18 protein-coding genes and 3 tRNA genes are annotated in these 25,533 nt (G+C 54.8%); 11 read left to right on the top strand and 10 right to left on the bottom strand.

All coding sequences use genetic code 11. The features are described 5' to 3' along the window. Window positions 1–209: pirin family protein (locus tag ACEQU8_RS13615; protein WP_370264323.1), on the bottom strand; the 209-nt coding region annotated here is incomplete at its 3' end. Between the two features lie 158 nt (window positions 210–367). On the opposite strand from ACEQU8_RS13615, the gene ACEQU8_RS13610 reads away from it, so the two are divergent. The 3 genes from ACEQU8_RS13610 to ACEQU8_RS13600 all read left to right on the top strand — a co-directional run bounded on the left by ACEQU8_RS13610 (window position 368) and on the right by ACEQU8_RS13600 (window position 4,373). Continuing rightward, complete coding sequence (locus ACEQU8_RS13610; RefSeq protein ID WP_370264322.1) at window positions 368–886, top strand: DUF6795 domain-containing protein; 519 nt, start codon at window positions 368–370, stop codon at window positions 884–886. Then, window positions 879–2,105 (top strand): lipase family protein, encoded by a 1,227-nt coding sequence (locus ACEQU8_RS13605; RefSeq protein WP_370264321.1) that lies wholly within the window; start codon window positions 879–881, stop codon window positions 2,103–2,105. The genes ACEQU8_RS13610 and ACEQU8_RS13605 overlap by 8 nt, the downstream gene beginning before the upstream one ends. Window positions 2,106–2,222: 117 nt before the next feature. Continuing rightward, the gene (locus ACEQU8_RS13600) at window positions 2,223–4,373 is read left to right on the top strand and encodes a molybdopterin oxidoreductase family protein (protein WP_370264319.1); all 2,151 of its coding nucleotides are present in this window, start codon (window positions 2,223–2,225) and stop codon (window positions 4,371–4,373) included. Here the strand turns inward: ACEQU8_RS13600 and ACEQU8_RS13595 are convergent. Beyond that, entirely contained in the window at window positions 4,370–5,119 is a 750-nt protein-coding gene (locus ACEQU8_RS13595; RefSeq protein ID WP_370264318.1) for a putative 4-mercaptohistidine N1-methyltransferase, read from the bottom strand. The two genes, ACEQU8_RS13600 and ACEQU8_RS13595, sit on opposite strands and share 4 nt — an antisense overlap. A gap of 5 nt (window positions 5,120–5,124) precedes the next feature. After that, on the bottom strand, window positions 5,125–6,435 hold the full coding sequence (gene senA, locus ACEQU8_RS13590; protein WP_370264316.1) for a selenoneine synthase SenA: 1,311 nt from the start codon (window positions 6,433–6,435) through the stop codon (window positions 5,125–5,127). 185 nt (window positions 6,436–6,620) lie between these two features. On the opposite strand from senA, the gene ACEQU8_RS13585 reads away from it, so the two are divergent. The 8 genes from ACEQU8_RS13585 to ACEQU8_RS13550 all read left to right on the top strand — a co-directional run bounded on the left by ACEQU8_RS13585 (window position 6,621) and on the right by ACEQU8_RS13550 (window position 17,981). Continuing rightward, window positions 6,621–8,825 (top strand): peptidase M19, encoded by a 2,205-nt coding sequence (locus ACEQU8_RS13585; protein ID WP_370264314.1) that lies wholly within the window; start codon window positions 6,621–6,623, stop codon window positions 8,823–8,825. A gap of 15 nt (window positions 8,826–8,840) precedes the next feature. Beyond that, window positions 8,841–10,256, top strand: coding sequence for a hypothetical protein (locus ACEQU8_RS13580; RefSeq protein ID WP_370264313.1), 1,416 nt, complete (start codon window positions 8,841–8,843; stop codon window positions 10,254–10,256). Window positions 10,257–10,370: 114 nt separating this feature from the next. After that, entirely contained in the window at window positions 10,371–10,526 is a 156-nt protein-coding gene (locus ACEQU8_RS13575; RefSeq protein WP_370264312.1) for a hypothetical protein, read from the top strand. A 12-nt stretch (window positions 10,527–10,538) separates the two neighbouring features. Beyond that, the gene (locus ACEQU8_RS13570; RefSeq protein WP_370264311.1) at window positions 10,539–12,800 is read left to right on the top strand and encodes a hypothetical protein; all 2,262 of its coding nucleotides are present in this window, start codon (window positions 10,539–10,541) and stop codon (window positions 12,798–12,800) included. 187 nt (window positions 12,801–12,987) lie between these two features. Further along, window positions 12,988–14,988, top strand: a complete 2,001-nt coding sequence (locus tag ACEQU8_RS13565; RefSeq protein ID WP_370264309.1) for an ATP-binding protein — start codon at window positions 12,988–12,990, stop codon at window positions 14,986–14,988. A 12-nt stretch (window positions 14,989–15,000) separates the two neighbouring features. Beyond that, window positions 15,001–16,137: a hypothetical protein gene (locus ACEQU8_RS13560; RefSeq protein WP_370264308.1), complete on the top strand. Its 1,137-nt coding sequence runs from the start codon at window positions 15,001–15,003 to the stop codon at window positions 16,135–16,137. An 11-nt stretch (window positions 16,138–16,148) separates the two neighbouring features. After that, entirely contained in the window at window positions 16,149–16,601 is a 453-nt protein-coding gene (locus ACEQU8_RS13555; RefSeq protein WP_370264307.1) for a hypothetical protein, read from the top strand. Between the two features lie 192 nt (window positions 16,602–16,793). Continuing rightward, window positions 16,794–17,981, top strand: a complete 1,188-nt coding sequence (locus tag ACEQU8_RS13550) for an IS481 family transposase (protein ID WP_370264305.1) — start codon at window positions 16,794–16,796, stop codon at window positions 17,979–17,981. A gap of 36 nt (window positions 17,982–18,017) precedes the next feature. On the opposite strand, the gene ACEQU8_RS13545 is transcribed toward ACEQU8_RS13550, so the two are convergent. The 7 genes from ACEQU8_RS13545 to folP form a co-directional block, all read right to left on the bottom strand. Then, window positions 18,018–18,093, bottom strand: a tRNA-His gene (locus ACEQU8_RS13545). 25 nt (window positions 18,094–18,118) lie between these two features. Further along, window positions 18,119–18,195 (bottom strand) — tRNA-Arg (locus ACEQU8_RS13540). A gap of 73 nt (window positions 18,196–18,268) precedes the next feature. Beyond that, window positions 18,269–18,345 (bottom strand) — tRNA-Pro (locus tag ACEQU8_RS13535). A gap of 27 nt (window positions 18,346–18,372) precedes the next feature. Further along, the gene (locus ACEQU8_RS13530; RefSeq protein WP_370264304.1) at window positions 18,373–19,209 is read right to left on the bottom strand and encodes a hypothetical protein; all 837 of its coding nucleotides are present in this window, start codon (window positions 19,207–19,209) and stop codon (window positions 18,373–18,375) included. Window positions 19,210–19,340: 131 nt separating this feature from the next. Continuing rightward, window positions 19,341–23,006 carry a Mur ligase family protein gene (locus tag ACEQU8_RS13525; protein WP_370264303.1) on the bottom strand — a complete coding sequence of 1,222 codons (3,666 nt, stop codon included), beginning with the start codon at window positions 23,004–23,006 and terminating at the stop codon, window positions 19,341–19,343. A gap of 9 nt (window positions 23,007–23,015) precedes the next feature. Beyond that, window positions 23,016–24,362: a phosphoglucosamine mutase gene (gene glmM, locus ACEQU8_RS13520; RefSeq protein ID WP_370264302.1), complete on the bottom strand. Its 1,347-nt coding sequence runs from the start codon at window positions 24,360–24,362 to the stop codon at window positions 23,016–23,018. A gap of 93 nt (window positions 24,363–24,455) precedes the next feature. Further along, window positions 24,456–25,319, bottom strand: a complete 864-nt coding sequence (folP, locus tag ACEQU8_RS13515; protein WP_370264300.1) for a dihydropteroate synthase — start codon at window positions 25,317–25,319, stop codon at window positions 24,456–24,458. Between the last annotated feature and the right edge of the window lie 214 nt (window positions 25,320–25,533).

Here is a 25,533-nt window from a genome sequence, read left to right as displayed (position 1 = left end):
TAAGTGACCGTGGCCAGCCCAATGTGCGGATGTGGGCGCACATTCACCCCTTGGCCTGCTTCAAATTCTGCGGGGCCCATGTGATCAAAAAATACAAACGGCCCCACCATGCGGCGCTTGGCATGCGGCAGCACGCGGTGCACTTTAAATTCGCCCAAATCGGTGGGCCGGGGTTGTATCAGCAATTCGATGGCGTGGTTGTTTTGCATGGGGGTCTCCAGCAAGGCAAGTACATGCAACCGTAACACAGTTGCTGTTTTAGCTTGAGCGCAGCCTACCCACTTGGGGTGAGCAAACTTTGCGTTTTTTGGCCATCTGCTAAGGCTCTGCTAGCGTGTGCACTTTCCTTTGTATTGAAAGTAAAACAATGCGCATCAAGCCCCATGTTTATTTGGCCGTGTTTGTGCTGTTGGTACTTGTTCTTTTTTATTCGCAAGGAGCCCAAGCAGTGCGGGTAGACAACCTGATTCTTTCTTCGGCGGTTCAAGGCCAGGTGCTTGACCATGGCAAGCCCGTGGCAGGCTTAACGGTCAAGCGCATTCTTTTTTGGAACATGGAATCCGAACCCCGAACCGAAATAACAACCACGCGCGAGGACGGCCGATTTGATTTTCCCGAGGTGCGAGCCGCGGCAGAGTTTGGTTTTTTGGCCAAGTTGTTCCATGTGCCGACTGTGAGTATTCGGGTGCAACTGTCAATTGACGACGTCGATTATGGGGCGTATTTCGGTGGGCGGCACTCTTACGAAGGTCATGTTGAGACAGGGCTTCCGCAGATACGCATGAAATGTGATTTAAAGAACCGAAGGCTAAAGGACGAAATGCTTCCAGTCGTGGACTGTGTTGTTGAGCTTTCGGAAGAATACAGGAACCGAACCTATGACTAATATTCTGCTGAATCCGAAATTCGTTTATGCACTGGCTGAGTTTTCTTACCAGGCTGATCTCGATTTTCGATCGTTTAAATTGGCTGAGCCGAAAAAGGACAATCGTCAAATCACAACCTTGAGCTCTTTAAGCTTGGGAGATTCCGCAAAACAAGCTGGTCTACCACTCCACACCAGCGGCTTCACCACACTCGCTGGCAAATCCGGCATTTTCAACATCGACCGCCTAAGCGGCTTTGGCTTTGTTGCCCGCGGCACTGGTAGCCGTTCCAACGAATTGATGTTGGTCACCCGTGGCACCAACTTTGAACACAACAAGTTTGATTTGGCCACCAATGCCAATGTGTCTTTTGGTATTGGTCCGCGTGGCAATCTGGTGCATGGCGGATTTTTAAAAACCTTCAAAAGCTATCAAAGCCAGTTGTTGGAGTTCGTTGGTGCAAAAGGCGCCAGCCGCCCCAGCGTCATCCACTGCATGGGCCACAGTTTGGGTGGTGCATTGGCCAACCTGAATGCCTGTGCGTTGCGTGATGCAGGCTTTAATGTCTGCCTGTACACCATGGGTGCGCCTCGTGTGGGTATTGTCAGTTATGCGCAAGACATGACAAAGCAAATTGGATCCGCAAAAATTCGCCGTTTGGTGAACCCTTGCGACCCTGTCCCCATGGTGCCGCTGTTTCCCTACACGCACGCCTCTCAAGGTCCGTCAGAGTTCCTGGTTCATCATGGAGAAAAAGTGGGCGTAGATGCGCATTTGATGAGTAGCGGGTATTCCAAAATGGCCCACAGCAGCAGTTGGAGTGACTTCACGCCCATGCCGCCAGCCTTGTCTGCTCAGGCTGATTTGTTGCGTGAGTTTGCCCGTTTGGGTGGGGGCATGATGTTCAATGCACAGTTGCTTGATTTAATCGCCAGGCTTACCAAAAGGGTTTTGCTCGACATGGGGCATGTCGCTTTAATCACCGTGCAAGGGGCGCTCAGTCTTGCATTCACCGCTTGGGACCTGTTGGCAGAGCTGCTTATGAAAGCATTCAACACAAGCGTAGTGCTGGCCCAAGAAGTCCACACCATCGTCAACTCAATGCTGGGCTTTTTGGGCAGGCCACCCAAAAGTGGCCAAGACATTACGCTGGTCACCCTGCATTGGGTGCTCAACCAATTCAGCGTGGAAATGGCGGCGAGGGCGCAGCAAGCCATGTTGAGGGCGCAAAGGCCCTAAGTTGTAGTTTGGAAAATCGCGGATTCCACAGGGCTACGCTTTGTAAGGCACAGCAAACACAGCGAATGTGTAAAAATCACCTTACGACAGCAATGAAGCCACCGCGAGGAGACCCCTGTGAACATCAGCGCCACCCCTTCCAAAACCGAACACCGCCGTGCCTGCCATCTGTGTGAAGCCATTTGTGGATTGGTGATTGAGGTGGAGCAAGGCCGCGTGGTGTCGGTCAAAGGGGATCCCCAAGACCCCTTCAGCCGTGGCCACATTTGCCCCAAGGCGGTGGCCCTTCAAGACATTCAAGACGACCCAGACCGCTTGCGTAAACCTGTAAAAAAGGTCAACGGGCAGTGGGTGGAAATTGAGTGGGACGAAGCCATTGAGTTGGCTTGCGAGGGCCTTTACAAAGTGCAGCAAACCCATGGAAGCCATGCAGTGGGGGTGTACCAGGGCAACCCCAACGTGCACAACTGGGGGTTGATGACCCACAGCAGCAATTTTTTGGGATTGCTAAAAACACGCAACCGTTTTTCTGCCACCTCGGTGGACCAGTTGCCCATGCAGTTGCTCGCATATTGGATGTTTGGTCACCAGTTGCTCATTCCCATTCCCGACATCGACCACACCGACTATTTTTTGATGCTGGGGGCCAACCCCATTGCATCCAACGGCAGCCTGATGACCGTGCCCGACGTGGCCAAGCGCATCAAGGCTTTGCAGGCACGCGGTGGGCAGTTGGTGGTGGTGGATCCTCGCCGAACAGAAACCGCTGAGCTGGCCAACCAGCATCACTTCATCAAGCCCGCAGGCGACGCCGCTTTTGTGTTTGCTCTTTTGCATGTGATTGTTCATGAAGATTTGGCCAAGCCCGGCCGATTGGCCGAAATGGCCGATGATCTTCAAGAGGCCTTGGAGGCCATGCAGCCCTTCACCCCGGAACTGGCCGAAAAAGCGTGCGGCATTCCCGCCGCCACCATTCGCCAAATTGCCCGCGAGTTCGCCAAAGCCCCAAAGGCAGTGGCCTATGGGCGCATGGGCGCATGCACCCAAAAGCATGGCACCTTGGCGCAATGGGGTTTGTATTTGCTCAACCTCATCACGGGCAACCTGGACCGCGAAGGCGGCGCTTTGGTCACCACCCCCGCGCTTGACCTAATTGCGGCGCCCAACAGCCGCCCCGGCAGTTTTGGTCGTTGGCATAGCCGTGTAAGCCAGCGCCCCGAGGTGCTGGGCGAATTTCCCTCTGCCATCATGGCCGAAGAAATGCTCACGCCCGGGGAAGGGCAGATCAAAGCCATGGTGTGCATTGCAGGCAACCCGGTGTTGTCCACTCCCAATGGTCGCCAACTTGACCAGGCCTTGGCGGGGTTGGAGTTCATGGTGGCGGTGGATTTGTACATCAACGAAACAAGCCGCCATGCCAATGTGATTCTGCCCACCACATCCCCCTTGGAGCACGACCACTACGATTTGATTTTTAATATTTTTGGTGTGCGCAACCAAGCCAAATACAGCGCGCCCACATTGCCCAAACCCCATGGTGCGCTGGACGATTGGGAGCTTATGGACAAACTGGCCGCTTATTTTGGTGAAAAAATCGGCAAACCACCCAAGCCCGCCATGCCCCCACAAATGTTGCTGGATTTTGGTTTGCAAATGGGCCCCTACGGCACCGCCAGCCCGCACAAACTCAGCCTGGCCAAATTACTGGCCCACCCCGAGGGCATCGACCTTGGGCCATTGCGCCCAAGTTTTCCGGGCCGTCTGCAGACGCCCAATCAACGAATTCAAGCCGCACCCATGGAGGTGTTAAAGGCAGCGGGTGCCTACGCACGCAGCATTCGAGCTGGCTCGTCAGCAGGTGCCCCGGCGCAAGCTTACCCCTTCACCTTGATAGGCCGCCGGCATATTCGAAGCAACAATTCGTGGATGCACAACAGTGTGCGTTTGGTCAAAGGAAAAACGCGCTGCACCTTGATGATTCACCCCGACGATGCGGCCAGTTTGCAGTTGCAAGAGGGTCAAATGGTGCAGGTTCAAAGCCGTGTGGGTGATATTGCATTGCCAGCAGAAATTTCCAGCCACATCATGCCCGGTGTGGTAAGCATTCCCCACGGCTGGGGGCACGTGTATGGCGACACCCGCTTGGGTGTGGCCACGCAGCACGCTGGTGTTAGCTGCAACCACATCACCGATGAGCAATGGCTGGACGAGCCCTCGGGCAATGCGGCTGTGAATGGTGTGCCGGTTGCGCTGAAAGCCTTGGTTTAGGTGGGCAACCGTTCCCACACGGTGTATTCGGCCACACTGTGCTGAAATTTTCGGGCAGTTTCGCGAATCACAAACGGCACATTCAGGGGCGATTGCGCCAGCCTGAACTGGGGCGCCAGTGCGGCTTGCATGCCATCTAGCACACTGCGCACCTGCCCGTTTGTGGTGTAGCCCCCGATCCATTGATTACGGGGTGTGTATTCTTCAAGCAAGGTGTATGGCGAACTGATGATCAGCAAACCCCCGATCACAACACGCTGAGCCATGTCTTTTAAAAATGCTTCGGGCTGGGCCACGCGGTCAATCAGGTTGCCCGCAAAAACCAAATCAAAACCAGAGATGTTCGTTGGCAAATTGCATGCGTCGCCCTGTTCAAATTGCACCTTGCTGGCCAAACTCTGCAGTTGGTGGTCTTGCAGCCTGGCTTCCACCGTTCGGCCCAGTTCGCCTTCGTCCCGCAAAAAATACTTCAGGGTTTCGCCAGACTGAAGTTCTTGCGCGGCTTCAATAAACCGGGCAGACAAATCGATGCCCACCACTTGATCAAATCCACGAGCCAACTCAAAGGTGCTGCGCCCCACGGCGCACCCCAGGTCCAGGGCACGTTTGCGGGGCTTGTTGGCCATCAGTTGCAAAGCAGTGTGCGCGCACTGCACGGCGTAGTTCTTGACGCCAAAGTACTCGCGCCCATAGTGAAAGGCCAGGTATTGATGCAACAGCTCGTCGGTTTCGTAAGGGTTGTTCATGGTGGTTAAAGCGCGCAGGTTCTAAAGCCCACAAACACATCATTGCGTTCGGGCAGGTAGGCTTGGCGGTAGGTGCCGCGTATCAAATTCGAAGAGGTGGCGCACGAGCCGCCACGCACCACCTTGTGGGTGGCAAATTGCAAGGTCGACATAAACGGGTACACGTCCATGGTGAACCCGTCGTAAGGCATAAACAAACTGCTCGTCCATTCCCACACGGTGCCTATCATTTGCCGACAGCCAAAAGGACCATCGCCTTCAGGCAGAGCGTCCACGGGCAGTCGCGCCATGTGAGTGGCGTCCATGTCCACCTTGTTGGGGTGCATGGCGTTGCCCCAAGGCAGTTGTTTAAACTCGCCTTGTGTGGCTTTGGCTGAGGTATTGCCCAAGGCCGCCACCTCCCATTCAAATTCTGTGGGCAGCCTGCGGCCTGCAAATTGACAGTAGGCTTGCGCCTCCCAATAGCTCACATGCTTCACTGGCAGATGCGGCTCCAGGGGAAGCCATTGGTCAAAGTAGTGCACCAGCCATTGGCCTTGGTGTTTTTTCCAGTGCAGGGGGTGACGGGCTTCCTGTTGCTTGCGCCATTTCAGGCCGGGCATGCTCCAAAATTCATCGCGCTCGTATCCACCCGCCTCAACAAAGGCCAAAAACTCGCCTTGGCTCACCAGTGTTTTGGAGATCGAAAACGGCGCAATGTCCATGTCGAACCCGGGCTTTTCATTGTCGAAGCAAAACCCTTCACGGGCGTAGTCGGGGCTGTGGGCTGGCATTCCAATCCGGTATTGCCCGCCAGGCACATGGGCATCGCCCAATCGGCTTGGCTCACCTGTTGTGGGCGCAGGCACACTTTGCACAGCACTGGGCGGGGCAGGGTGGCCCAGGGTTTGCCGGCACCACACCAGCGACTCAATGTGCATGTTCAAATGGAATATGGCGTATTTGTACAAATACAAGTCGGCATCGGTCAGCGGCTTGTGTTGTATGCGCTGCCTTACAGCCCGATGGATACGCTCCACATAAGCCAGTGTGTCTGCCTTGTTGGGGAACAAGCCCGGGGTCCAGCGGTCTTCATGCGCCAGCTCAAAAGAATCCCAAATGTCGTTCAGCGCCGGGTTGATTGGCGCGTTGCCATCCAGGTGCTGAAAAATAAACCGCTCAAAAAAGTAGGCACAGTGTCCAATTTCCCAAATCGGCGGGTTAATGCCAGGGTGGTAGGGCACATCCAGCAAGCGATCGTCCAGGCTTGTTATCAAGGCCAGTGCACGGGCATGGCTTCGGTCCAGCTCTTCAAGCAGGGTGGGGGTGTTGTTCATGGCTTGGCCATTGGAAGAGGTACTACGTTTTTACATTATAGGCACAAGCGCAAACCGGCGTCTGAACAATGTGCTTGTGTCGGGTGTTTGACATAGCGTTCACATACTGGGGCAAACCCTCATCCAAAGCCGGGGGCTGGCGGTAACAGCCTGAATAACCCCCAAAACCTGGAGCGCCTCAAACCATGAAAAAAATTCTAGCGCTTGCCGTTGTGATGGGCTTGGCTGGTTGTCTTTCTCAAGACAACACCACGCCGACTGTCGCTGGCAATCAACCCACCCAGCCTTCCGAGGTGCCCACCCCCACTGTTCAAGCCTCTGAGTTTTCTTTGGCCAATGGTTGCTATGGCTTGCAGTCGGCTTCCAATCGCCAATATGTCAAGCCGGCCGCTGAGCGGTATGGCGCAGGGGCAGCCACTTCGGCCGAGCGCTTCACGCTTCGACCCACCGAGCTTGGCAAATACCTGTTGTACGGGCGCGATCGTCAAATGGTGACTGCTCAAGGCAGCAGCATTGTGGCCAGCGCCGAGCCCAGCGATGCAGCGGTGTGGACCGCCAGTTTCGACCGAAAATCCGGTTTTTATCGGTTTACCAGTGCCTCTGGCCGGTTCTTGACCCTTGACGATGAAGCCGGCCTGGTTTTGGGCATCGACAGTGGCGAGGCCTCGCAATTCAAACTGATGGCCGACAAAGATTGTGTGGCTTATCCCGAAATGCCCGTGGCCATGGAAGGCGAGCCCTACAAGGGCAAGGGCGGAAACCAGCCCATCATTGGTTTTGCAGACACACACACGCACATGGGCATGTCCAGCGAAATGTCTTTGGCGGGCAATGTGGGCCCGTCTGCCGGTGGTGTGTTGTACGGTGAAGTGGTGCATCGCTTTGGCGTGCCGCACGCGCTGGGCGATTGTGCCGAATTCCACGGCCCCAATGGCATTCGCGATGCCAACAACATTCTGGAAGCCGACCCCACGGGCCGGCACGACACCAAAGGTTGGCCAACGTTTGTAGACTGGCCACGCCGAAACTTTTTAACCCACCAGGTGATGTATCACAAGTGGGTTGAACGCGCGTGGCGCGCAGGTTTGCGTGTGATGGTAAACCACGGCACCAACATCGCTGCACTGTGCCGTGTGGGTCAAACTTACGCAGGCAAGCCCCAAGCCGATTGTGACGACATGGGTGTGGCCACCAAACAGGTGAAGTACCTCTACGACGTGCAAGACTACATTGATGCGCAATTCGGTGGCCCTGGCAAAGGCTGGTACCGCATCGTGCGCTCGCCTGCTGAGGCGCGTGAGGTGGCTGCTCAGGGCAAATTGGCCGTGATTCTGGGTGTAGAAGTTGCCCAAGTGTTCAATTGTGGAGTCACCTTTCTGCCCGATGGGTCGGAAGTTCGCAAGTGCACCCCCGAGTCCATCGACCAGGAAATTGAGAAACTCTGGGAATTGGGTGTGCGCCATGTGTACCCCTTCCACGACATCGACAGCTCCTTGGGTGGTGCAGGCATATTCATTGGTGATGTGATGAATTTCCTGAATTTTCTGGACACCGGTGGCTTCTTCAAAACCACGGAGTGCCGCGCGTTCCCGAAAGATGAACCACACGTTCGTGAGCCTGGTGCGGTGATGACCCCGAACATTCCGGGCAGTGGCAATGACCCCTTAACGCAATTGTTGTTTGAAGCCGCTGGCGGCAAGGCCCCTTTATACCCGCCCGGCGTGCGTTGCAATGCACGTACCATCACCGACCTGGGCATGTACGCCATCAAGGCCATGATGAAACGCGGCTTTGTGATCGACATCGACCACTCGGAATACCACAGCAAAGACATGATGCTGGCCCTGGCTGAGACCATGGACCCCCCTTACCCCATGGCCTCCAGCCATGACGCACACGGTGGCTTGACCAGCGACCAAGCCATTCGCATGCTGCGGGCCGGTGGCGTGATTTACCCCTACAAGGGCAATGGCACCAAGCACAAAGAGTTTTTGCAGAAGCTGAAGTTTTGGCGTACCAAAGCAGGTGTAGACAACACCTTGCTGGGCCTGGGTTATGGGGCCGATGCCAACGGTTTTGGTGGCCACCCCGGTCCGCGTGGCGGCAATGCAAAGCCCGTGGAGTACCCATTCACTCTGTTCCGTGGTGAAGGTTGGGGGCCAAGGTATCAGTCCCTGCCACCCATGAAAGTGGATCTGCTAAAAATTCCAGAGAGCGGAAAGTTTTGGCACATCGACGAAGTGGGCATGGCGCACTACGGCATGGTGGCCGACTTTGTTGAAGAAGTGCGGCTAGAGGGCGGCTCAGAAGCCATTGACGCCCTGTACAACTCGGCGGAGGTGTATGTGCGCATGTGGGAGAATGCTTACTACCGCAATAACCCACGCTAAGCGGCAGGCCACACGATGATTGTAAAAACACTGGCGCTGGCCTTGCTGGGCTTGGCGCCTGGTGCCGCGCTTGCCCATGCTTTTGGCGAGCCTGTGCAACTGCCCATGCCCTATGACATGTACATCTTGGGCTGCGTATTGGCGCTCTTGCTGTCGTTTGCCCTGTTGGCCCTGGCTGGCCGGCGCAACGCCAAGGCCAGCCCGGTGTTGGCTTTGTCATTGCCCATCCAGGCCAATGAATGGCGGCGCATTCAGCATGTGGGGGCCGTGCTTCTGTTGCTGGCCTTGGTGTTTTGTGTGGTGGCTGGGCTGCTGGGCAGCCGCGATAGCCAGCGCAACATCAACATGACCTTTTTCTGGATTTGGTTTGCTTTGGGCGGGGCCTATTTGTCCATGTTGATTGGCCCTTGGTATAAACACCAACACCCTTGGGCATGCCTGCCGCTTGGGCATGCGCGGGTTAAATACCCCGCATGGTTGGGGCATTGGCCAGCCTTGCTTCAGTTTGTTGGTTTGGTGGCCATTGAATTGTTTGTGCACAGCAACCCCAGAACCTTGGCTGTGCTGATTGCCGCCTGGCTTTTGTTCAATGGCTTGGGCATCTGGGCCTTTGGGGCCACGCGCTGGTTACAACGCGGCGAGCCCTTTGCCGTGCTGTTCAGGCTGTTTGCCGATTGCTCGCCGATTCGCCTGCACAGGCCCAGCCATGGCCGCATACGCATTCGCCTCACGTGGCCATTCGCACGGTTTCACAACACGCGCATTGTTCATCCTGCCCATGTGTTGTTTGTGTTTTTCCTGCTGGCCTCAACTGCCTACGATGGCCTGCGCGAAACCAAGGTGTACTTCAATGTGTTTTGGCAAGACCCCCTTGGTCTTCTTACATCGTGGTTTGGTCAACATCCCATGAAAATTTACCCAACGGTGCGGCCGGTGTTTATTGCATGGGAAGTGTTCTTGCTCATGGTGCTGCCCTTGGTTTATCTGGGGCTGTTTGCAGGCTTTTTGGCCTTGGGGCGTTGGGTGTCGCGTGGCAAGCAGTCTTTGTGGGCTTTGGTGTGTGTTCATACCCCCAGCCTTGTACCCATTGCGGTGGTATATCACCTCACTCACTATTACACCTTGTTATTCAGCCAGGGGCTGAAAATACGGGGCATGGTCTCCGACCCCTTCGGTTGGGGCTGGAATATCTTTGGTAACGCCATCACAGGTCGTTTGCCCTGGCTTCCCGACATGGCCAACATTTGGGCCAGCCAGGTGGTGCTCATCTTGCTGGGGCATGTGGCAGCGGTGTGGTTGGCCCATCGCCACGCCTTGCGGCTGGAGCGCTCACCTGTTCATGCTTTGCTCAATCAATTGCCGATGTTGGTACTCATGGTTATATTCACCAGCGTGGGTCTGTGGGTTTTGGCGCAGCCCCTGCAGGGTTAGGGCTGCGGGGTCCCCAAAAAAGACAGGGTTTTCCCTCGCTTCTTTCTCAATGGTCCACAGTTTGTCTGTCGATAGTATGTCCAGTACTAAAAGCAGACAATCTGGAGACTCGCCATGTTCAAGCGCCTTGCATTCCTGCTGTTCCCCTTTTTATTCCTTTTGAACGCATGCGGAGGCGGTGGATCATCGTCCGCAGGCGGTGGGGCCGCCACACAGCCCTCGGGCATCACAACGCCCAGCCAGGTCAACGTGGTCACACCAAGCAATTGAGGGGGGCAAATCATGAAACAAATCCTCAACAAGTCTGCTTGGTCTCGCCGAGTATTCTGGTTTTTGGCCATGGGTATGGTGGCGGTGGGCATTGGCGCCCCCAACACCGGTGAATACCTGCAAGATCGCCAAAGCGAATATGTTCAAGACCGCGCGCTGGATCGCATCTCCACCGTCAATATGATCATGTGCTTCATGAGCAAGTTGAGGGCCGATGCCTTTGTAAACCAAGGTGAGTACCTGGCCTTGGTGGACGAAATTCAATGTCAGTCTGACAAAAGCCGCGGCGAAACCACCAGCGCCGGTGCCGACAGCGCCATCAACTACGTTCGCGTGTTGATTAACACCACGCGGGCCAGCAACACGGCCAGCCAAATCATTCGTGGTCGCCTGTTTTTTACGGGTGATGGAGGCGAGCAAACCATTTTTATTTATGCCGAAATTCAGGAGGCTCCCAGCGCCAGCTCACCGAATGGTCGATTCAATTTGAGCTTTGAAGGCTATGCCAGCTCAGACTTGAACACCCTGCAATCCAAAGGCATGCTGGTGGCCAGTGGCAGCGAAGTCACCTTCTACGAGCAAGAGAACGACAACGGCCAAGGGCAACAGACCACACAATTGGTGCTGCAACAAAATGGCACCAACACGGGCGCTGGGCGGGTGCGCATTCAAGGCCCCAACAACAACGTGGACGAAGCCTTTTCCTACAGCGCGAGCCATTATCTGCGCGGAAACGCGGGTTCCCAAAGCTGTTTCGACCGAAGCCGCAACAACGCCGAGTACTCCACCTGGCGGTATGGCGTGTACACCCAAACTGGCTCCAGGTATGTGCTGGCCAACCCAGGCTTTGCACTCACTTACACGCCCACCAGCGGCGCGTTTGCTGGTCGCCAGTTGTGGGGGTTTGCCGGCTTTTATGGGGTGTTCTTCCCAGAGGCAGCACTGGCAGCACTGAAAGCCGACAACAGCGCTGTGCTGGCCCGTAGCGACAGCAATCAAACCTACAACCTGGTGAGCGCCAACGGCAAATTAAACCGCCTTAGCCGCGTAAGCACCACCCTGGGTAATGTAAAAGGCCAGGGCATTCGATTGTTTTTACCCAGCATGAGTGGCTTCCAGCAGGTGGAAGTGATCTGGAATGGTCAGCAGTTGCAACGCGTGCGTAGTATTTCACACAACCAGAATGGTGAAACCTCCACGCCAGAGTCCGGTTCATTGTCCGCCACAGAACTGCGCAACAACAACATGACCGTTCTTCAGGGCTACTCGCCCTCGCTGGGGGGCGATGTGCAAATCACTGTGCCCAGCACAGGCGAATTTGATGCAGCAACGGGCGTGGTGTACCGCGTGCGCACAGTCGTGTCCCCAGCAGTGGCAGATTCGCTCAACTTGATTTGTATTAGCCAATGCCCCGCCACCGGCAGTGCATTGAATGACCCTTCAACGGTTTACCAAGCGGTCAATGGGCAGCAGGTCAATTACTCGCCAGTGCCCATCAATCCCGGTGGCGGTGCGGCTCCCCCAGTGCAGTACAGCTTTAGCGGCGGTGTGATGCAACAGGGCGGATCTGCGGTGGATGCAAGCTCGTCCAATGGTTTGTCCAATTCACAGTTCCGCTGGGGGGTTTATTCGGGGCAAATGTTCTTGGCATCCGATGCATCGTCGGTTCGCTGTGACGCAAACGGTCAGGCCAACCCCACTGGCACCCATTATTGTGGTCGCCAGGTGGCCAATCTGGACGAGGTTTACCAGTACGAAACAGGCCCCAACACTTGGAACCAATACCAAGGCCTGGTGCCCGTGGGTTCAACCACCCCCATCACATTTGATCCGCCAAAAAAATTCAACTTTGTGGTGAGCACCAGCAACACCACCTTGCCAGCCAATGACCCCTTGATTGGTTCAACGGTGGTGCTTGAATACCAAGGCTTTGGGAACTTGCACGGCATTCCAGGCACTTGTGTAGACCCGGGCACGAATGAGGCAGTGCAGTGCGGTCCCAACACGCGGTATGTGCCCAAATTCAGCATTGTGGATGGCACTGAGTTGGTGGATGGAAACACCAGCTATTTTGTGAAATACCTGGACCGCGAGGTGCGCTTTGGCCGTGTGGCCGAGGCCACTTGCACCGGCGCACCCAATAGCTTGAGTTTGCCCCTTGGCCTAAGCCTGCCCTCGGCCCCCACCAACAACGTAAAAACTTTGGTGGGTAGCGTGGGTGCAAACCCCTCCAGTTCGCTGAAACCATCGGTGATTCATGGTGTAGTGCAGTAATCAGGTGTGTGCTTCAACCCGCACCGAATCTAGGTGCTCGGTGCGGGTTGGTGTGGTAAAAATTACGTAACAATCTTTCAACCACTGTGTCAGTAAACAGCGTTAACATTAAATAAAACATTAAAAAACGATACTGAGTTTGCCAAGCTCCAAGCGCCCAGGAACCCATCACCAAAGGCCTTGTTTGATGTACAAACCCAAGCGCCACATTGGCGCCCTCTCAATACGGGCTACCACGTATCTGCTGGCGGCTCTGTTAATCACGAGCTTATTGGCGAGGCTTGGCCTGTACCTTTGGCACGAAAGCATCAGCCAGGAAAAACTGCTGCAGCAACGCAATATCACCAACCTGTTGGTGAGCAATCAAGAGCTGACCTTGAACATGCAAGAAATTGTCAACAGCGTGCAGGGGCAGTTGTTATCGGCTGACCCCACAAACGCAGAGCGGTTTCGGGTGGCAGTGCGCAGCTTTCAAACACTTTTGGGCAACGTGGTTCGGGACGCAAAAACTGAGCGCCTGCGTTCCATTTATGAGCGGGTAGGGGGCTTAACCTTCCCCATGATCGAAAGTCTCAAAGCACTTCAGCGGCCCGAGGGGCACGCACTGGGCTTGATGCTGCCCCAACAAATGGCGGTAGAACAAGCGCGCGGCACCCTGGACGAAATTCGCAGATTGCTTGAGTTTGTGCACGAGATGGAATTGGAGCGCACCAATGTGTTGGACCAAGATTTGCTCGTGATCCAGCAGTGGAAAACCTCCCTTGAAGTGCTGTTGGCCTCGCTGACCTTGGCGGTGTTGCTCATTTTTATCGCCAAAATGAAGCACGCCTTGTTCACGCCACTGAAGCAAATGAGCGACCAACTGGCCAAGATGCGGGATAGTCACCCCCAGCATTTGGAGCTCAACCTCACCGAGCCAGCCTTGGCTCACCTGAATACGCGTTTTAATTCCCTCATTGACCGAGTCAAATTGCGAGAACACGAGCTTCGATTGGCCCGGGCCAAAGAGGTGGCGCAACTCACCCAAGCCGTTAAAGAACGCGAAGAATTCGGCAGTTTGTTGGCCCATGAAATTCGTACCCCGCTGACCACGTTGTTGGGCACGCTCAACATCATGAATTCAGAGCATCGACAGGCCAACGCCATCGAAATGAAAACCATGACCGCCGTGTCCAAAAGCCTCTTGAGCCTGGTGAATTCTGCGCTCGATTACAACAGCCTGGGCAATGGAAGCGTGTCCCTCGTGAGCGAGCCCTTTGAGGTACAGGCCCTGTGTGATCGGCTCGCCCATTTGCACCAAACCATGGCAGCCAACAAAAATGTTGGCTTGCGCATGGTGTGCGATGTCAACTTGAACACACCCATCTTGGGCGACGCAGCCAAATTGGAGCAAGTGCTGGCCAATTTATTGTCCAACGCCATCAAGTTTACCCCGCCCGAAGGTCAGGTCACCTTAAAAGCGCAGCGCCATACCCATGCGCAAGGCGACACCGTGTCTTTCCGGGTAGAAGACACAGGCATTGGCATCGAGTCGCATGCCTTGGGCACCATCTTTGAACCCTTCAAGCAAGCCAGCTCGGGCACAAAACGCCGTTTTGGGGGCACAGGCATTGGGCTGGCCCTCAGCAAGCGATTGGTGCAAGCCATGGGTTCAGATCTGTTCGTCGAGTCCAGCCCCGGCGAGGGCACGGTGTTCTTTTTCTCGCTGCCGCACGTGGCAGGCGAAATCAACCCCAGCCAACCTTGTGTTACGCAAGGCCCAGACTGTTTAAAAGGCATCAAAGCGCTCATGGTTGAAGACCACGTGATGAACGCCAAAATCAACAGCCGGTTGCTGAGTCGCCAAGGCATGGTGGTGGATTGGGTGGAGTCTGGCGAGTTGGCCCTTGACCAGTTCACCGAGGCCACCCAGTACGATGTGGTGCTCATGGACATCAATTTGGGCGATGGGTTGTCCGGGGTTGAAGCCGCTCAAATTTTGCTTGCACGCTTTAAAAGCCTATGCCCGCCAATTCTTGCCCTCACCGCTGGGGTGGTGATCGAACAGCGCAGCCACATCATTGCCAGTGGCATGAAAGAGATCATCGAAAAACCGTTTGACCTTGAATTTGCCTCGCGCCAAATTTTGCATCACGTCAACAATCACCGGCAACACGCCTTGCAACAACAAACACAACAAATGGCTTAAGCCCAGTACACCATGACTTTCATCAACATCACACCATTGCGCATGGCAATGGCCATGCTTTTTATCTCATCACAGGCCGTGGCAGGGCACGGTTCCAGCACTGAATCACCGTTTCAAGTGTCTGGCTTTGCAACAGTAAACTACAGCATCTCCAGTTCCAGCACGCGCTATGACCGTTTCATCGACTCCGGCGGTACCTTCGATGCAAGCAGTATTCTGGGAATACAGGGCACCTATGCCTTCAACCCCAACACCTGGGCTACCACACAAGTGGCCCTGGCCTCCGATGAAGAAAGTGACAAAGGATTAAGACCCGTGGTGCGCTGGGCCTACCTTGCACATGAATTTGGTGACCACTGGATTGCAAAGCTTGGCCGACAACGTTTGAATGTTTACCGGAATGCAGAAAATCTGGAGGTGGGCAGCACCTACAATCAAGCCACATTGCCTAAAGAAATTTACGTTAACCCCGGTTTTTTAAGCAGCGATGCGTTGTCGATTCGCAAACGCCTTTTTTTGACAGTCGACACCCACAGCGAGATCGGATTCAGTGCCGGCACCAAAGACACCCAATCCCGCGCACTGGGTGCAAACGGGCAAACCGTGAGTTACCACCCCTATGATTTGAAAGGCGCCAATGTGTTTGGCAGCCACCATTTTGCCGACCAATCGGCCGTGTTTGCTTCCCATCTGGAATTTGAATCCAATCTGCTCACGCCCTCCGGGCGGGTGTCGGGGCAGGGCAGCCTCACCTCCCTGGCTTGGGAAAGCGCGCCCGAGGTGGTTCAGCTTGCGCTGGAGGCCGCACTGATTTCGTTTGACCAAGACCTCACATTGGCCGGCAGCGGCACCCAAGTGCCATTGCCAGCGTTTAAGTCCCTGGGATTGTCCGCCAATGCCACCTGGCTAGAGTCGCCCTACAAGCCTTACCTCGGCTATGCCCGCAATATCACCCGCGTTGGTCAAACATTTGGTCAATGGAGTGTAAAAACCGGGCTGTCCATGCGCTTTGATCAACAGACGATTTTGAAAGCCGAACTTCTGCATGTGAATGCATCTTCTAACCCACCCAACATCTACTTTGATGCACCGGCTGGAAGCTCGCAGCAGGCCAATATTCTGACACTGTCATTGAACCGACTGTTTTAAGCGAGGGCGCGATGTATAACACCATGCGCACCAAGCCTTGGTCAAATTGGCTAGTACTCATTGTTTGCGTGCTTTTTTCTGGCGCCGTGGCTGCCGACACCTTTGTGATTGTCGGTCCCAGCAAGCTTGGCATTGAGGAAATACAGAGGGGCAGCGTAGTACGAGTTTTCAAGGGCGTGCAGCGTGAGCTGAACGGCAAATCCGTGGCTTTCGCCATTCGCAAAGAAAGACGCGTGTCCGACGAGTTCACGCGCATTCACTACAAAAGCAGTTGGTTTGATTACCTCGACGACCTCAACCTGGCGTTTTATCAGCAGCGCCTGCGATCGCTGCCGCCCATCCAGTCGCTCGACGAATTCATCGCCTTGAATGCGCACGACCCACGGTACTTGATTTACGCCACCGTCAGCGAATTAAAGGAGGTCAGCCTTCCGCCCACTTTGCGGGTGATGTGGATTGAATAGCTTTGGTATTTTTAAAGCCTTCAAACTTCATAAGAAGTTTGGGCTGGGCACCAAGGTTTGGCTTGTTCTGAGACAAAACAAAAAGGCCAATTGCAAATGTGTAATTGGCCTTTTGGTGTACTTACCGAGACATGGTTTACAGATTATTCCGGACACATGCTTTACAGTTTTTTGGCATAAGAGGGACCGACTATGCCTTGGAGCGAAAGTACGAAGATGGACGAGAAGCTGAAATTTGTTGCTCGGTACCTCGAGGGAGAGAGTATTTCAGAGCTTTGCCGCGAGTTTGGCATTTCTCGGGTGACAGGCCACAAGGTGGTCTCCCGCTATCGGGAAAGCGGTCTTGAGGCGCTGACTGATCGCAGCCGAAGGCCTGTGCGCTTTGCCAACCAATTGCCTTTTCAGGTTGAGCAGCAGATCGTCAAGATCAAGCAACAGTGGCCCCTATGGGGAGCGCCCAAGATTCGTGAGCGATTGATCAGCCATTTCCCAGACATTCCAACCCCAGCCACCAGCACGGTGCACGCCGTGCTGGACCGCCACGGCTTGGTTAAAACACGCAAGAACCGTCGATACCGTGCTCAAGGTACAGCCTTGAGCACGGCCAAGAGCCCCAATGACCTGTGGTGTGTTGATTACAAAGGTGAGTTCATGCTGGGCGACAGGCGTTACTGTTACCCACTGACGGTGACTGACTTCAGCTCCAGGTTTTTGATCTGTTGCGAAGCGATGGAAAGTACTCAAGAGCAGATGACCATCACCGCCTTTGAACGCCTGTTTAGGGAGTTCGGTTTGCCTGGCGCCATTCGATCAGACAATGGGGTGCCTTTCTCCTCACCCCATGCCATTCACGGCTTGAGCAAGCTGTCGGTCTACTGGCTCAGGCTGGGTATTGCCATAGAGCGAATTAAACCCGGCAATCCTCAACAAAACGGTCGACACGAACGCATGCATCGCACGCTCAAGCAGCACTGTACACGCCCCTCAGGCATGAACATGCTTCAGCAACAGGAGAAGTTCGAGCGATTTGTCCACGAATACAACAATGAGCGTCCACATCAGGCCATCGAGATGAAACGCCCCAGCGATCTTTACAAGCCCTCAGAGCGTCAGTACACCGGCGTGCCGCCGGTGTACTGCCCATTCCACGATAAAACCGTCACCATCACCGCATGCGGGCGCATCTGCGTTGGACGCAAGAAAATTCACCTGAGTACGGTTCTGGCTGGGCACGACGTGGGTATAAAACAAGTTGACGAGCGCATCTGGCTCGTCAGCTTCATGAATTACGACTTGGGATACTTTGACTTGGATTCGTGTAGAGTTGAGCCCATCGATAACCCCTTTGGTCCAAGGGTGTTAACGATGTCTCAAGAATGATATGTAAACGATGTCTCGAGTACATACCTGTTTTTTTGGGGCGAGGTATGGGGCTCGAACCCACGACCCACGGAATCACAATCCGTTGCTCTACCAACTGAGCTAACCCCGCCACAGGGTAACTTTTCAAAATTCTTTGGCCTGCCCGGAGGGGTTCGAACCCCCGACCCTCGGCTTAGAAGGCCGATGCTCTATCCAACTGAGCTACGGGCAGAGTTTGCAATGTAACTCGCACAAGCGCGGGGAAGTACCCCCAACTGGACAAGGATAGAACACCCTCGGCTTATTGGTCGGGGCAGAAGGATTCGAACCCTCGACCCTCTGGTCCCAAACCAGATGCGCTACCAGACTGCGCTATGCCCCGACAAAGAAGCGGGATTATATTACGACCTCACAGCTTCGTCAAGGTATTGCAAAGCACCTCATCAAACTGATTGCTCCTCTGAAGGGCTTCTGGCCAAAGGCCATGCCTAACCCCCAAACGCTCTCCCTCCACCACGGTCAGGTCGCGAGCCTTTTCCAGCCAAGTTTTGACTGCAGTAAATCGCCCGTCCACCCTTGAAGCAAACACCGGCGAACCATCCACATAACGAAAGTCAGAAAACCCATCCAGTTTCATCGGCTGTTTCTCAAAATCAATACGCTTACCGTAGTCAACAGACAAGGCCTCAAACCACACGCTTGCGTTGTACGACATGCCGCTCAAGGCCCTACAGTCCATGGGTGCAGACCTGGAAATAAACATCGACCTCTTTGAAAAAGGACCTTCAATCCATCGCGCCATGCCTTCGGTAAACCATTGGGTTTTAAAAGACGTATAACCATATTGGTAAAGGTGAAACAACTCATGCGCTGGCGTTGGGTTGCTTCGAGCATCCACCCTTGCGCTCAGCTTGATTTTCAGCGTGGGGCTGTTGGCAATCAAACCCTCATACCAACTGGGCTTGGTTGGCTCATCGAAGGCCAAGCCACTGCCGGTATCCAGGTTCATGATGTGCAACTCAATGCCTGCAGCATGCGCATAACGAGCCTGTTGAAGCGGGGGAGTCAATTTCAACACATTCTCGAACCACCAATCTGCCGCAATCAGTTGAATTAAAATATCGTCTACGCGATCCGGGATCCCATTGCGATTGCCGTCATCATCTGACACGGCATGAATACCCTCTGTGGTGTAAAACAACCTGAATGCGCCGTGACCAACAAACTTGGCACAGTGTTTACTCAAACCTTTGCACAAATACACCGAACCCGCGGGCACCTGGGCCTGAGCGGTAGAACCCCAAACACCTACAAAACAAGCAAGCAATAAAGATCTTGGCAGATAACGACCTAGATGACGTGTCAACTTGCCGAACATCATGACGCCTGCTGATCAAGCAAGTGGGCCACCCAGCGATGAAGGCCGACGCCATTGGATGCTTTCACCAACACATGATCGCCATCCTCCAACCCCGCAGGATACTTGTCCAGCAACTGATCAATTGAATGAAAATGCTTCACGCACTTCAAGCCGACCTCAACAAGGGGTTGCTCCAAACACGCAATCTGTGGGCCACACAGCAGCACAAGATCCGGCTTGCAACGCGCAATTAATGGCAACAACTCCATGTGATGGCGCGTGGCATCTGGACCAAGCTCCAACATGTCACCAAGCAACATCACATTTCGCTTAAATGCCCCCCGCTGGAATGAGGTATTCGCTTGTTCAATCGCTGCACTCATCGACAAAGGGTTGGCATTGTAGCTCTCATCGATTAAAGCAATCGAACGCCCTTCTATGTCAAATTTGTAATACCGCCCCCTGCCCGGCAGCGGTTGAACATCCGCAAGCGCATCCGCCATGCGCTGTAGGTTTTCTCCCAACGCAAGGGCCACCCCCAGGCATGCCAAAGCATTCATCACTCGATGCTTTCCACCGCTCTGAAGATTCAGTTGCACAGCTCCTTGAGGGGAGTAAATCGTCCAAGGCCCCACCCAGGTGGTAGAAGAATCTGCTGACAGTTCAACGCGTATGGTCGCCTCCGGGTGGATGCCGTAGCTCAGTACCCGAAGACCTTGCGTTTCTGCCTCTCGCATCAGCAGCATGGCATACTCAGTGTCATGACAGATCACCGCGGCGCCCCCGCTGGGAACCCCCATAAAAATTTTTGCCTTTTTAAGCGCAATGTTTTTGGTGGTGCCGTGATACTCCAAATGAGAAGGACCGATGTTGGTAATAACCGCAACATCCGGTCGAGCAAGCCGGGAGTTCTCAGGCATAGAGCCCACGGCCAGCTCAAAAACAGAAAACCGGGCCGCCCATTTAACCTGGCAAATATTCCAAGCCACACCAAATGGCAAATTGGCGTTGCTTTTGGTGCTATATACATCCTGATCGATGGGACGTAAACCATGGGCCAACATGCTCACAGTGGTTGATTTGCCTGCCGAGCCAGTAACAGCAATCACTTTGCCTTGAAACATCCGCCTGGCTGCATAAGCCAAATCCGTAAGTGCAGACTGTAGGTCGCTAACCGCATAAACAGGTGTCTCTTGTAATGGCGTGCCATGCAACTCATTCACGGTGGTGTTGCAGACGATCAAGGCCGAAGGTTTCAAGCCCGACTTGATTAGCCATGGAAGTTTCACCCCTCGCACATCTTGCTGGTTGCCTACCATCACAACATGTCCGTCTTCGGCACTCCCTGCCCAGGCAGACAAACCGGTTGCCTGCCAACCATCTGGGGGCTTAATCACCCATTGGCCAGGCGTACTACGTGATATGAACTCCGCGCTCCAACTTTCAAATTGTTCCATGTTGAGTGGCGCCGTGGGCTTAACATCGAGCACATTGTCACCCGCAAAATAAACAAGGCGAGCCGCAGAGCCACCGGCCAACCAACAGAAGCCAAACAACGTGGCATATTGCCTTAGCCACGCCAAAACACGTCCCCCTCTGTCCAAAGCAATTACAACCGAAAGCCCCAGACCGTGCGTATCGTGACCGGGTAGTTCGCAAGGCGTCTTTCCACTTTTAAGTTGCCACTGCCTACCCTGCCAAACAACGGCACCGATCGCCCCCTCGCTGCAAACCTCATAACGATCCATGAATATTCGCACTTGCAAAGCGAATGATCGATAAGTGTCAGCAACGCTTAACGGACTGAGCACAACACCCAACCGCTCAGCCGCCATACACATGGCCGACCATTGCCTAGCTGCGATGTGATGCAATTTTCCGCCACGAATTTCAGTCAGCAGACCGGGATCAAGAGCGCCGTTGAGCTGGCTTCTCAAATCAGCAGGCAGATGAACGGCGTACACAGGTAGGTCCCCAGATACTTCATTGACCGAATTGGCATGGCCTACAAGTGGCACTCGCTGTGTCAAAAACTTGTGGTAAGCCACCAAGCCCGACAAATAATGCTCTACATCGTCAATGCGTACACGAAAGGAGTGATGACGAATGAAAAACCCACCACGCAGGCGCTGCGGATTTTTAAAAAACATGGCCCACTCCGGCCAAAAAAAGCCGCTACGCAAGTAGTTGGCTCGGTGATGGAGCGCCCGGTAAAACTTCTCAATATTCACGGTGGCCAACAAGGCATGCAATGAAGGTTCCTTGTGCATGCGCTGCAGCATCGTCTCAGCCGCCATCATCAATTCCAGCAAAGTTGGGAAGGTGGTGATGCGCTCCAACACAAAATCCAGATACGAGCTGAAATTGCGAATCCCAAACTCAAAATACTTCTGCAACGGTTTGTATATCGTGAGTTCATTCACGCAATAGCTCAGCCAGTGGTCATGGGTTTGGTCATGCCCTGCTTTAATAAAATATTCAAAAGCCTGTTCAACAATACTGAGGTATGCGGGCGCGCGGGTGAGTTTGTATAAACGAAGCAGCGCAAAACACGCCTCTCCGTCGTAATACACAATTCGGAATGCCTGCTTAATGCTGAGGTCGCTGCTGTTAAGCACATGCACAAACTTCTGGGTTTGCGGATTAAACATGGCCGCCATGCCATGAGCCAATTGCTTGGCCAACGGCATGTGCCCCTGGTCACCAGTCAGTTCCATGTACTTACAAAGCGCAAGCAAAGCCACCGCATTGCCGCCCAGTTTAATTTCCCCGCCCGTGTCTTCCAAAAAAGCCACCTCTTGCGCAGGCTCTACGCCGGGCAGTGTTTTGCGAACAATCAGTTGGGTGATCAAACAATTCAAAGCCCGCTCAATGGCTTCCATGAGGGGAGCGCTGCGGGTCAATTCCCAAGCCTCAAGCATCGCGTACACCGTGCTGGCGTGGCGAAGCGTGTTGTAGCTGGGCACTTCTTTGTCAAAACAAGGAAACAGGCCATATACAAAACGCCCATCGGACTGCACTTGCCGCTGTAAAAAACCACTGCCTTCAGCAATTAAATTGGCAGAGGCCTCAGCATCCAAAGGCGGCAGCACACGCGCCCCAGTCAACGGACCATCGGCGTGCAGCGTCACGGGCTGCTCCATCCCGGTTTGCCAGTACATGCCTGCGGTTTTAAAAAGCCAAACCGGCTGGTCATCGTGGTGGGTGAGTGAAAAACCCTCACCAAATTTAATGCGCCCCAGCCTGTTGAAGTGATCAACATTCAATTGCGCGCTTGGCACAGTGCTTGGCCCAAGCAAGACGCAATTGGCATTTATTTCTGCTTCTAAAAACACCTGCTTAAAATGGGGATCCAGGGCTATGCCCAACCTGAAATAATTGCGCTTTGTATTGGCCAAGCGGTGCTTTAGCACGCCCCATGTGGTCTTCTCCACATGGCTTACTACATCTATTCGCAGCTGTACCGGCTGCTTGGGTTGCGTACCTAAGCACTGCTCGACCTTGCTGAGTAGGGCAGGCCAGGCGGCTTGGGCGTCAGCAGCCACCCAGTGGGAGGTTGTGGCACGCTGTGTGCCATTTGTACAACTCAGCGCAAGCACGCACACTGGCAAACCAGTGCCGTGGCTGGCTTGCGCCACATTGTTAAAAAAATAATGCTCTAACGCCGCCAGCGGAGTATTCATTCAGTGGCTTTATGCCGAGGGCAAGGCGTTCAAAATGCTGCCCACGCACTTCTCTGCCTGGGCCTTGTCTGCGGTTTCCACCATCACCCGCAACACGGGTTCGGTACCGGAAGGCCGAATCAACAAACGGCCTTGCGTACCCAGTTCGGCCCGCACCGCCTCGCATGCACCCTGCACTTTCACATCGTTGGTCCAGTCGTAACCGGCAGGCAAACGGGCATTTTTTAAAACCTGGGGCAACATGTGCACTGGCCGCAAAATATCAGCCAGAGGCATGCCCAAATTGCGCACAGCGCGCAGCACCTGCAAGGCACTTACAATGCCATCGCCAGTGGAATGTTTGTCCAACACCAGCAAATGCCCCGAGCTCTCGCCGCCCAAGCTCCAGCCATTGGCTTGCAGCTTTTCAAACACATAGCGATCGCCCACCTTGGCGCGTTCAAACGCGATCCCATGCTGCTGCAAGGCCAACTCCAACCCAAGGTTGGTCATGAGTGTGCCCACCACGCCGGGCACTTTTCCCAGCACCTGCAGCCGCTCAGCGACCAAGGCATACAACAACTCATCGCCATTAAAAATGCGCCCACTGGCGTCCACGCAAATCAACCGATCGGCATCGCCATCCAAGGCAAAACCGTAATCAGCCTTGTGCTCCAACACCGCCTTGGCCACAGCCTCCGGGTGAGTGGCACCAACGCCCTTGTTAATGTTCAAACCATCGGGCTTATCAGCCAGCACCACCACCTCGGCACCCAGCTCACGAAACACCGCTGGGGCAATGTGATAGGCCGCGCCGTTGGCGCAATCCACGACGATTTTTAAACCGCGCAAATCTTTATCGCGCGGGAAGGTGCCTTTGCAGAACTCAATGTAACGGCCCGCTGCATCGTCCAGTCTGCGCGCGCGGCCCAGTTCTTCAGAACTCTTACAGGCTGCGCCTTGGGCCAATTGCTCTTCAATTTCAAGCTCCCACTGGTCGGGCAATTTGGTGCCTTGGCCCGAAAAAAACTTGATGCCGTTGTCCGGGTAAGGGTTGTGCGAAGCACTAATGACCACCCCAGCCGACATGTCCAGCGCACGCGCCAAATAGGCCACCCCGGCCGTGGGCATGGGGCCCACAAGCACCACATCCACCCCCACCGAGGTAAAACCCGCCTCCAGGCAGCTTTCTAGCAGGTAACCACTCACCCGCGTGTCTTTACCGATCAAAACCTTTGCGCGTCGACCGTTGCCCTCATGCTGGGCCAGCACTGTTCCGGCGGCCTGCCCGAGTCGCAGCACGAAGTCAGGTGTCATGGGGGCTTGGCCCACGGTGCCGCGAATGCCATCGGTTCCAAAATATTGTCGAGTGCTCATGTGCTTACAGGTGTGTTTTAAAAAAGTGATGTACATCAATACAAAAAGGGCACGCCGCAGCGCGGTATCCGACTATTTTAGCCCTCGCCCAGCCTACAAGGCACCCCTAAAAAGCACCTCTTGCATGGCTATTGCGTCGCGGGTTTCCATCACATCGTGCACGCGCACCACGGCAGCCCCCATGCGCGCTGCATAAAGCGCTGCAGCCACAGAACCTCCCAAGCGTTGTTTGGGCTGTTCGCGGCCTGTTATTTCGCCAATCATGCGCTTGCGAGAAACCCCAATCAACACCCCGGCCCCCAGTTGTGAAAACTCAGATGTGGCGCGCATTAAAGCGAGGTTGTGCTCAAGGGTTTTGCCAAATCCAAAACCTGGGTCCACCAACACACGCGTGGGCATCACGCCCACCTGTTCAAGAGCCTCCAAGCGCTGCCGCAAGAACTGCATCACCTCGCCGCACACATCGCCATACATCGGGTTGTTTTGCATGCTGCGGGGTTCCCCTTGCATGTGCATAACCACCGCGCCAGCCCTTGGGCTACTGGCCAGCACCTGCAAAGCACTGGGCTCACCAGCCTGCGCCTGGCTGCGGAAGCCATTGACGTCATTCAAAATGTCTACGCCAGCTTGCAAGGCCAGTTGCATCACCCGCGGCTTCATGCTGTCAACAGACACAGGCACATTCCAGCGCACCACCTCGGCCAGCACTGGAGCCAACCGTGCCCATTCTTCATCAACCGGCACGGCCTGCGCCCCGGGGCGGGTGGATTCGGCCCCCAGATCCAAAATGTCGGCCCCGTCTTTTAACAAACGCTCTGCGTGGGCAATGGCCGCTTTGGCTTGAGCATGGTCTCCACCATCGGAAAACGAGTCCGGCGTGACGTTCACAATGCCCATCACCAGAGGCTTGCCAGGGGTAAGGGTGAGGTTGAAGCGGCCTGCTTGCCAAGTGTTCATGCTGCGTAAAGGGGGCTGAAACAACCCTCATTGTAGCGCGGGACGCTGAGGCGGCTTAAACCTCTTGGCCTGGGGTTGGCCCTTTGGGGTGCTGTGCGCCGCGCTTCTAGACCGAGGCGGCCCAAGCCACTGGGCCTGGGATCAGCCCGTGGTTCCCTTCTTGTCCCTTCCGAGGGGGCATGCAAGGCGAAAATGTCGCCATTGCATCCGATTC

The sequence above is a fragment of the Limnobacter sp. genome, assembly GCF_964228395.1.
Lineage (GTDB): Bacteria > Pseudomonadota > Gammaproteobacteria > Burkholderiales > Burkholderiaceae_B > Limnobacter.
This window is presented reverse-complemented; position numbering and strand designations above follow the sequence as displayed.

Coding starts and splice junctions, on each gene's coding strand:
- ACEQU8_RS13595 (WP_370264318.1), bottom strand. CDS start 5,119: ATGAACAACCCTTACGAAACCGACGAGCTGTTGCATCAATACCTGGCC.
- ACEQU8_RS13565 (WP_370264309.1), top strand. CDS start 12,988: ATGTACAAACCCAAGCGCCACATTGGCGCCCTCTCAATACGGGCTACC.
- ACEQU8_RS13570 (WP_370264311.1), top strand. CDS start 10,539: ATGAAACAAATCCTCAACAAGTCTGCTTGGTCTCGCCGAGTATTCTGG.
- ACEQU8_RS13560 (WP_370264308.1), top strand. CDS start 15,001: ATGACTTTCATCAACATCACACCATTGCGCATGGCAATGGCCATGCTT.
- ACEQU8_RS13580 (WP_370264313.1), top strand. CDS start 8,841: ATGATTGTAAAAACACTGGCGCTGGCCTTGCTGGGCTTGGCGCCTGGT.
- ACEQU8_RS13610 (WP_370264322.1), top strand. CDS start 368: ATGCGCATCAAGCCCCATGTTTATTTGGCCGTGTTTGTGCTGTTGGTA.
- ACEQU8_RS13605 (WP_370264321.1), top strand. CDS start 879: ATGACTAATATTCTGCTGAATCCGAAATTCGTTTATGCACTGGCTGAG.
- ACEQU8_RS13575 (WP_370264312.1), top strand. CDS start 10,371: ATGTTCAAGCGCCTTGCATTCCTGCTGTTCCCCTTTTTATTCCTTTTG.
- folP (WP_370264300.1), bottom strand. CDS start 25,319: ATGAACACTTGGCAAGCAGGCCGCTTCAACCTCACCCTTACCCCTGGC.
- glmM (WP_370264302.1), bottom strand. CDS start 24,362: ATGAGCACTCGACAATATTTTGGAACCGATGGCATTCGCGGCACCGTG.
- ACEQU8_RS13585 (WP_370264314.1), top strand. CDS start 6,621: ATGAAAAAAATTCTAGCGCTTGCCGTTGTGATGGGCTTGGCTGGTTGT.
- ACEQU8_RS13525 (WP_370264303.1), bottom strand. CDS start 23,006: ATGAATACTCCGCTGGCGGCGTTAGAGCATTATTTTTTTAACAATGTG.
- ACEQU8_RS13555 (WP_370264307.1), top strand. CDS start 16,149: ATGTATAACACCATGCGCACCAAGCCTTGGTCAAATTGGCTAGTACTC.
- ACEQU8_RS13550 (WP_370264305.1), top strand. CDS start 16,794: ATGCCTTGGAGCGAAAGTACGAAGATGGACGAGAAGCTGAAATTTGTT.
- senA (WP_370264316.1), bottom strand. CDS start 6,435: ATGAACAACACCCCCACCCTGCTTGAAGAGCTGGACCGAAGCCATGCC.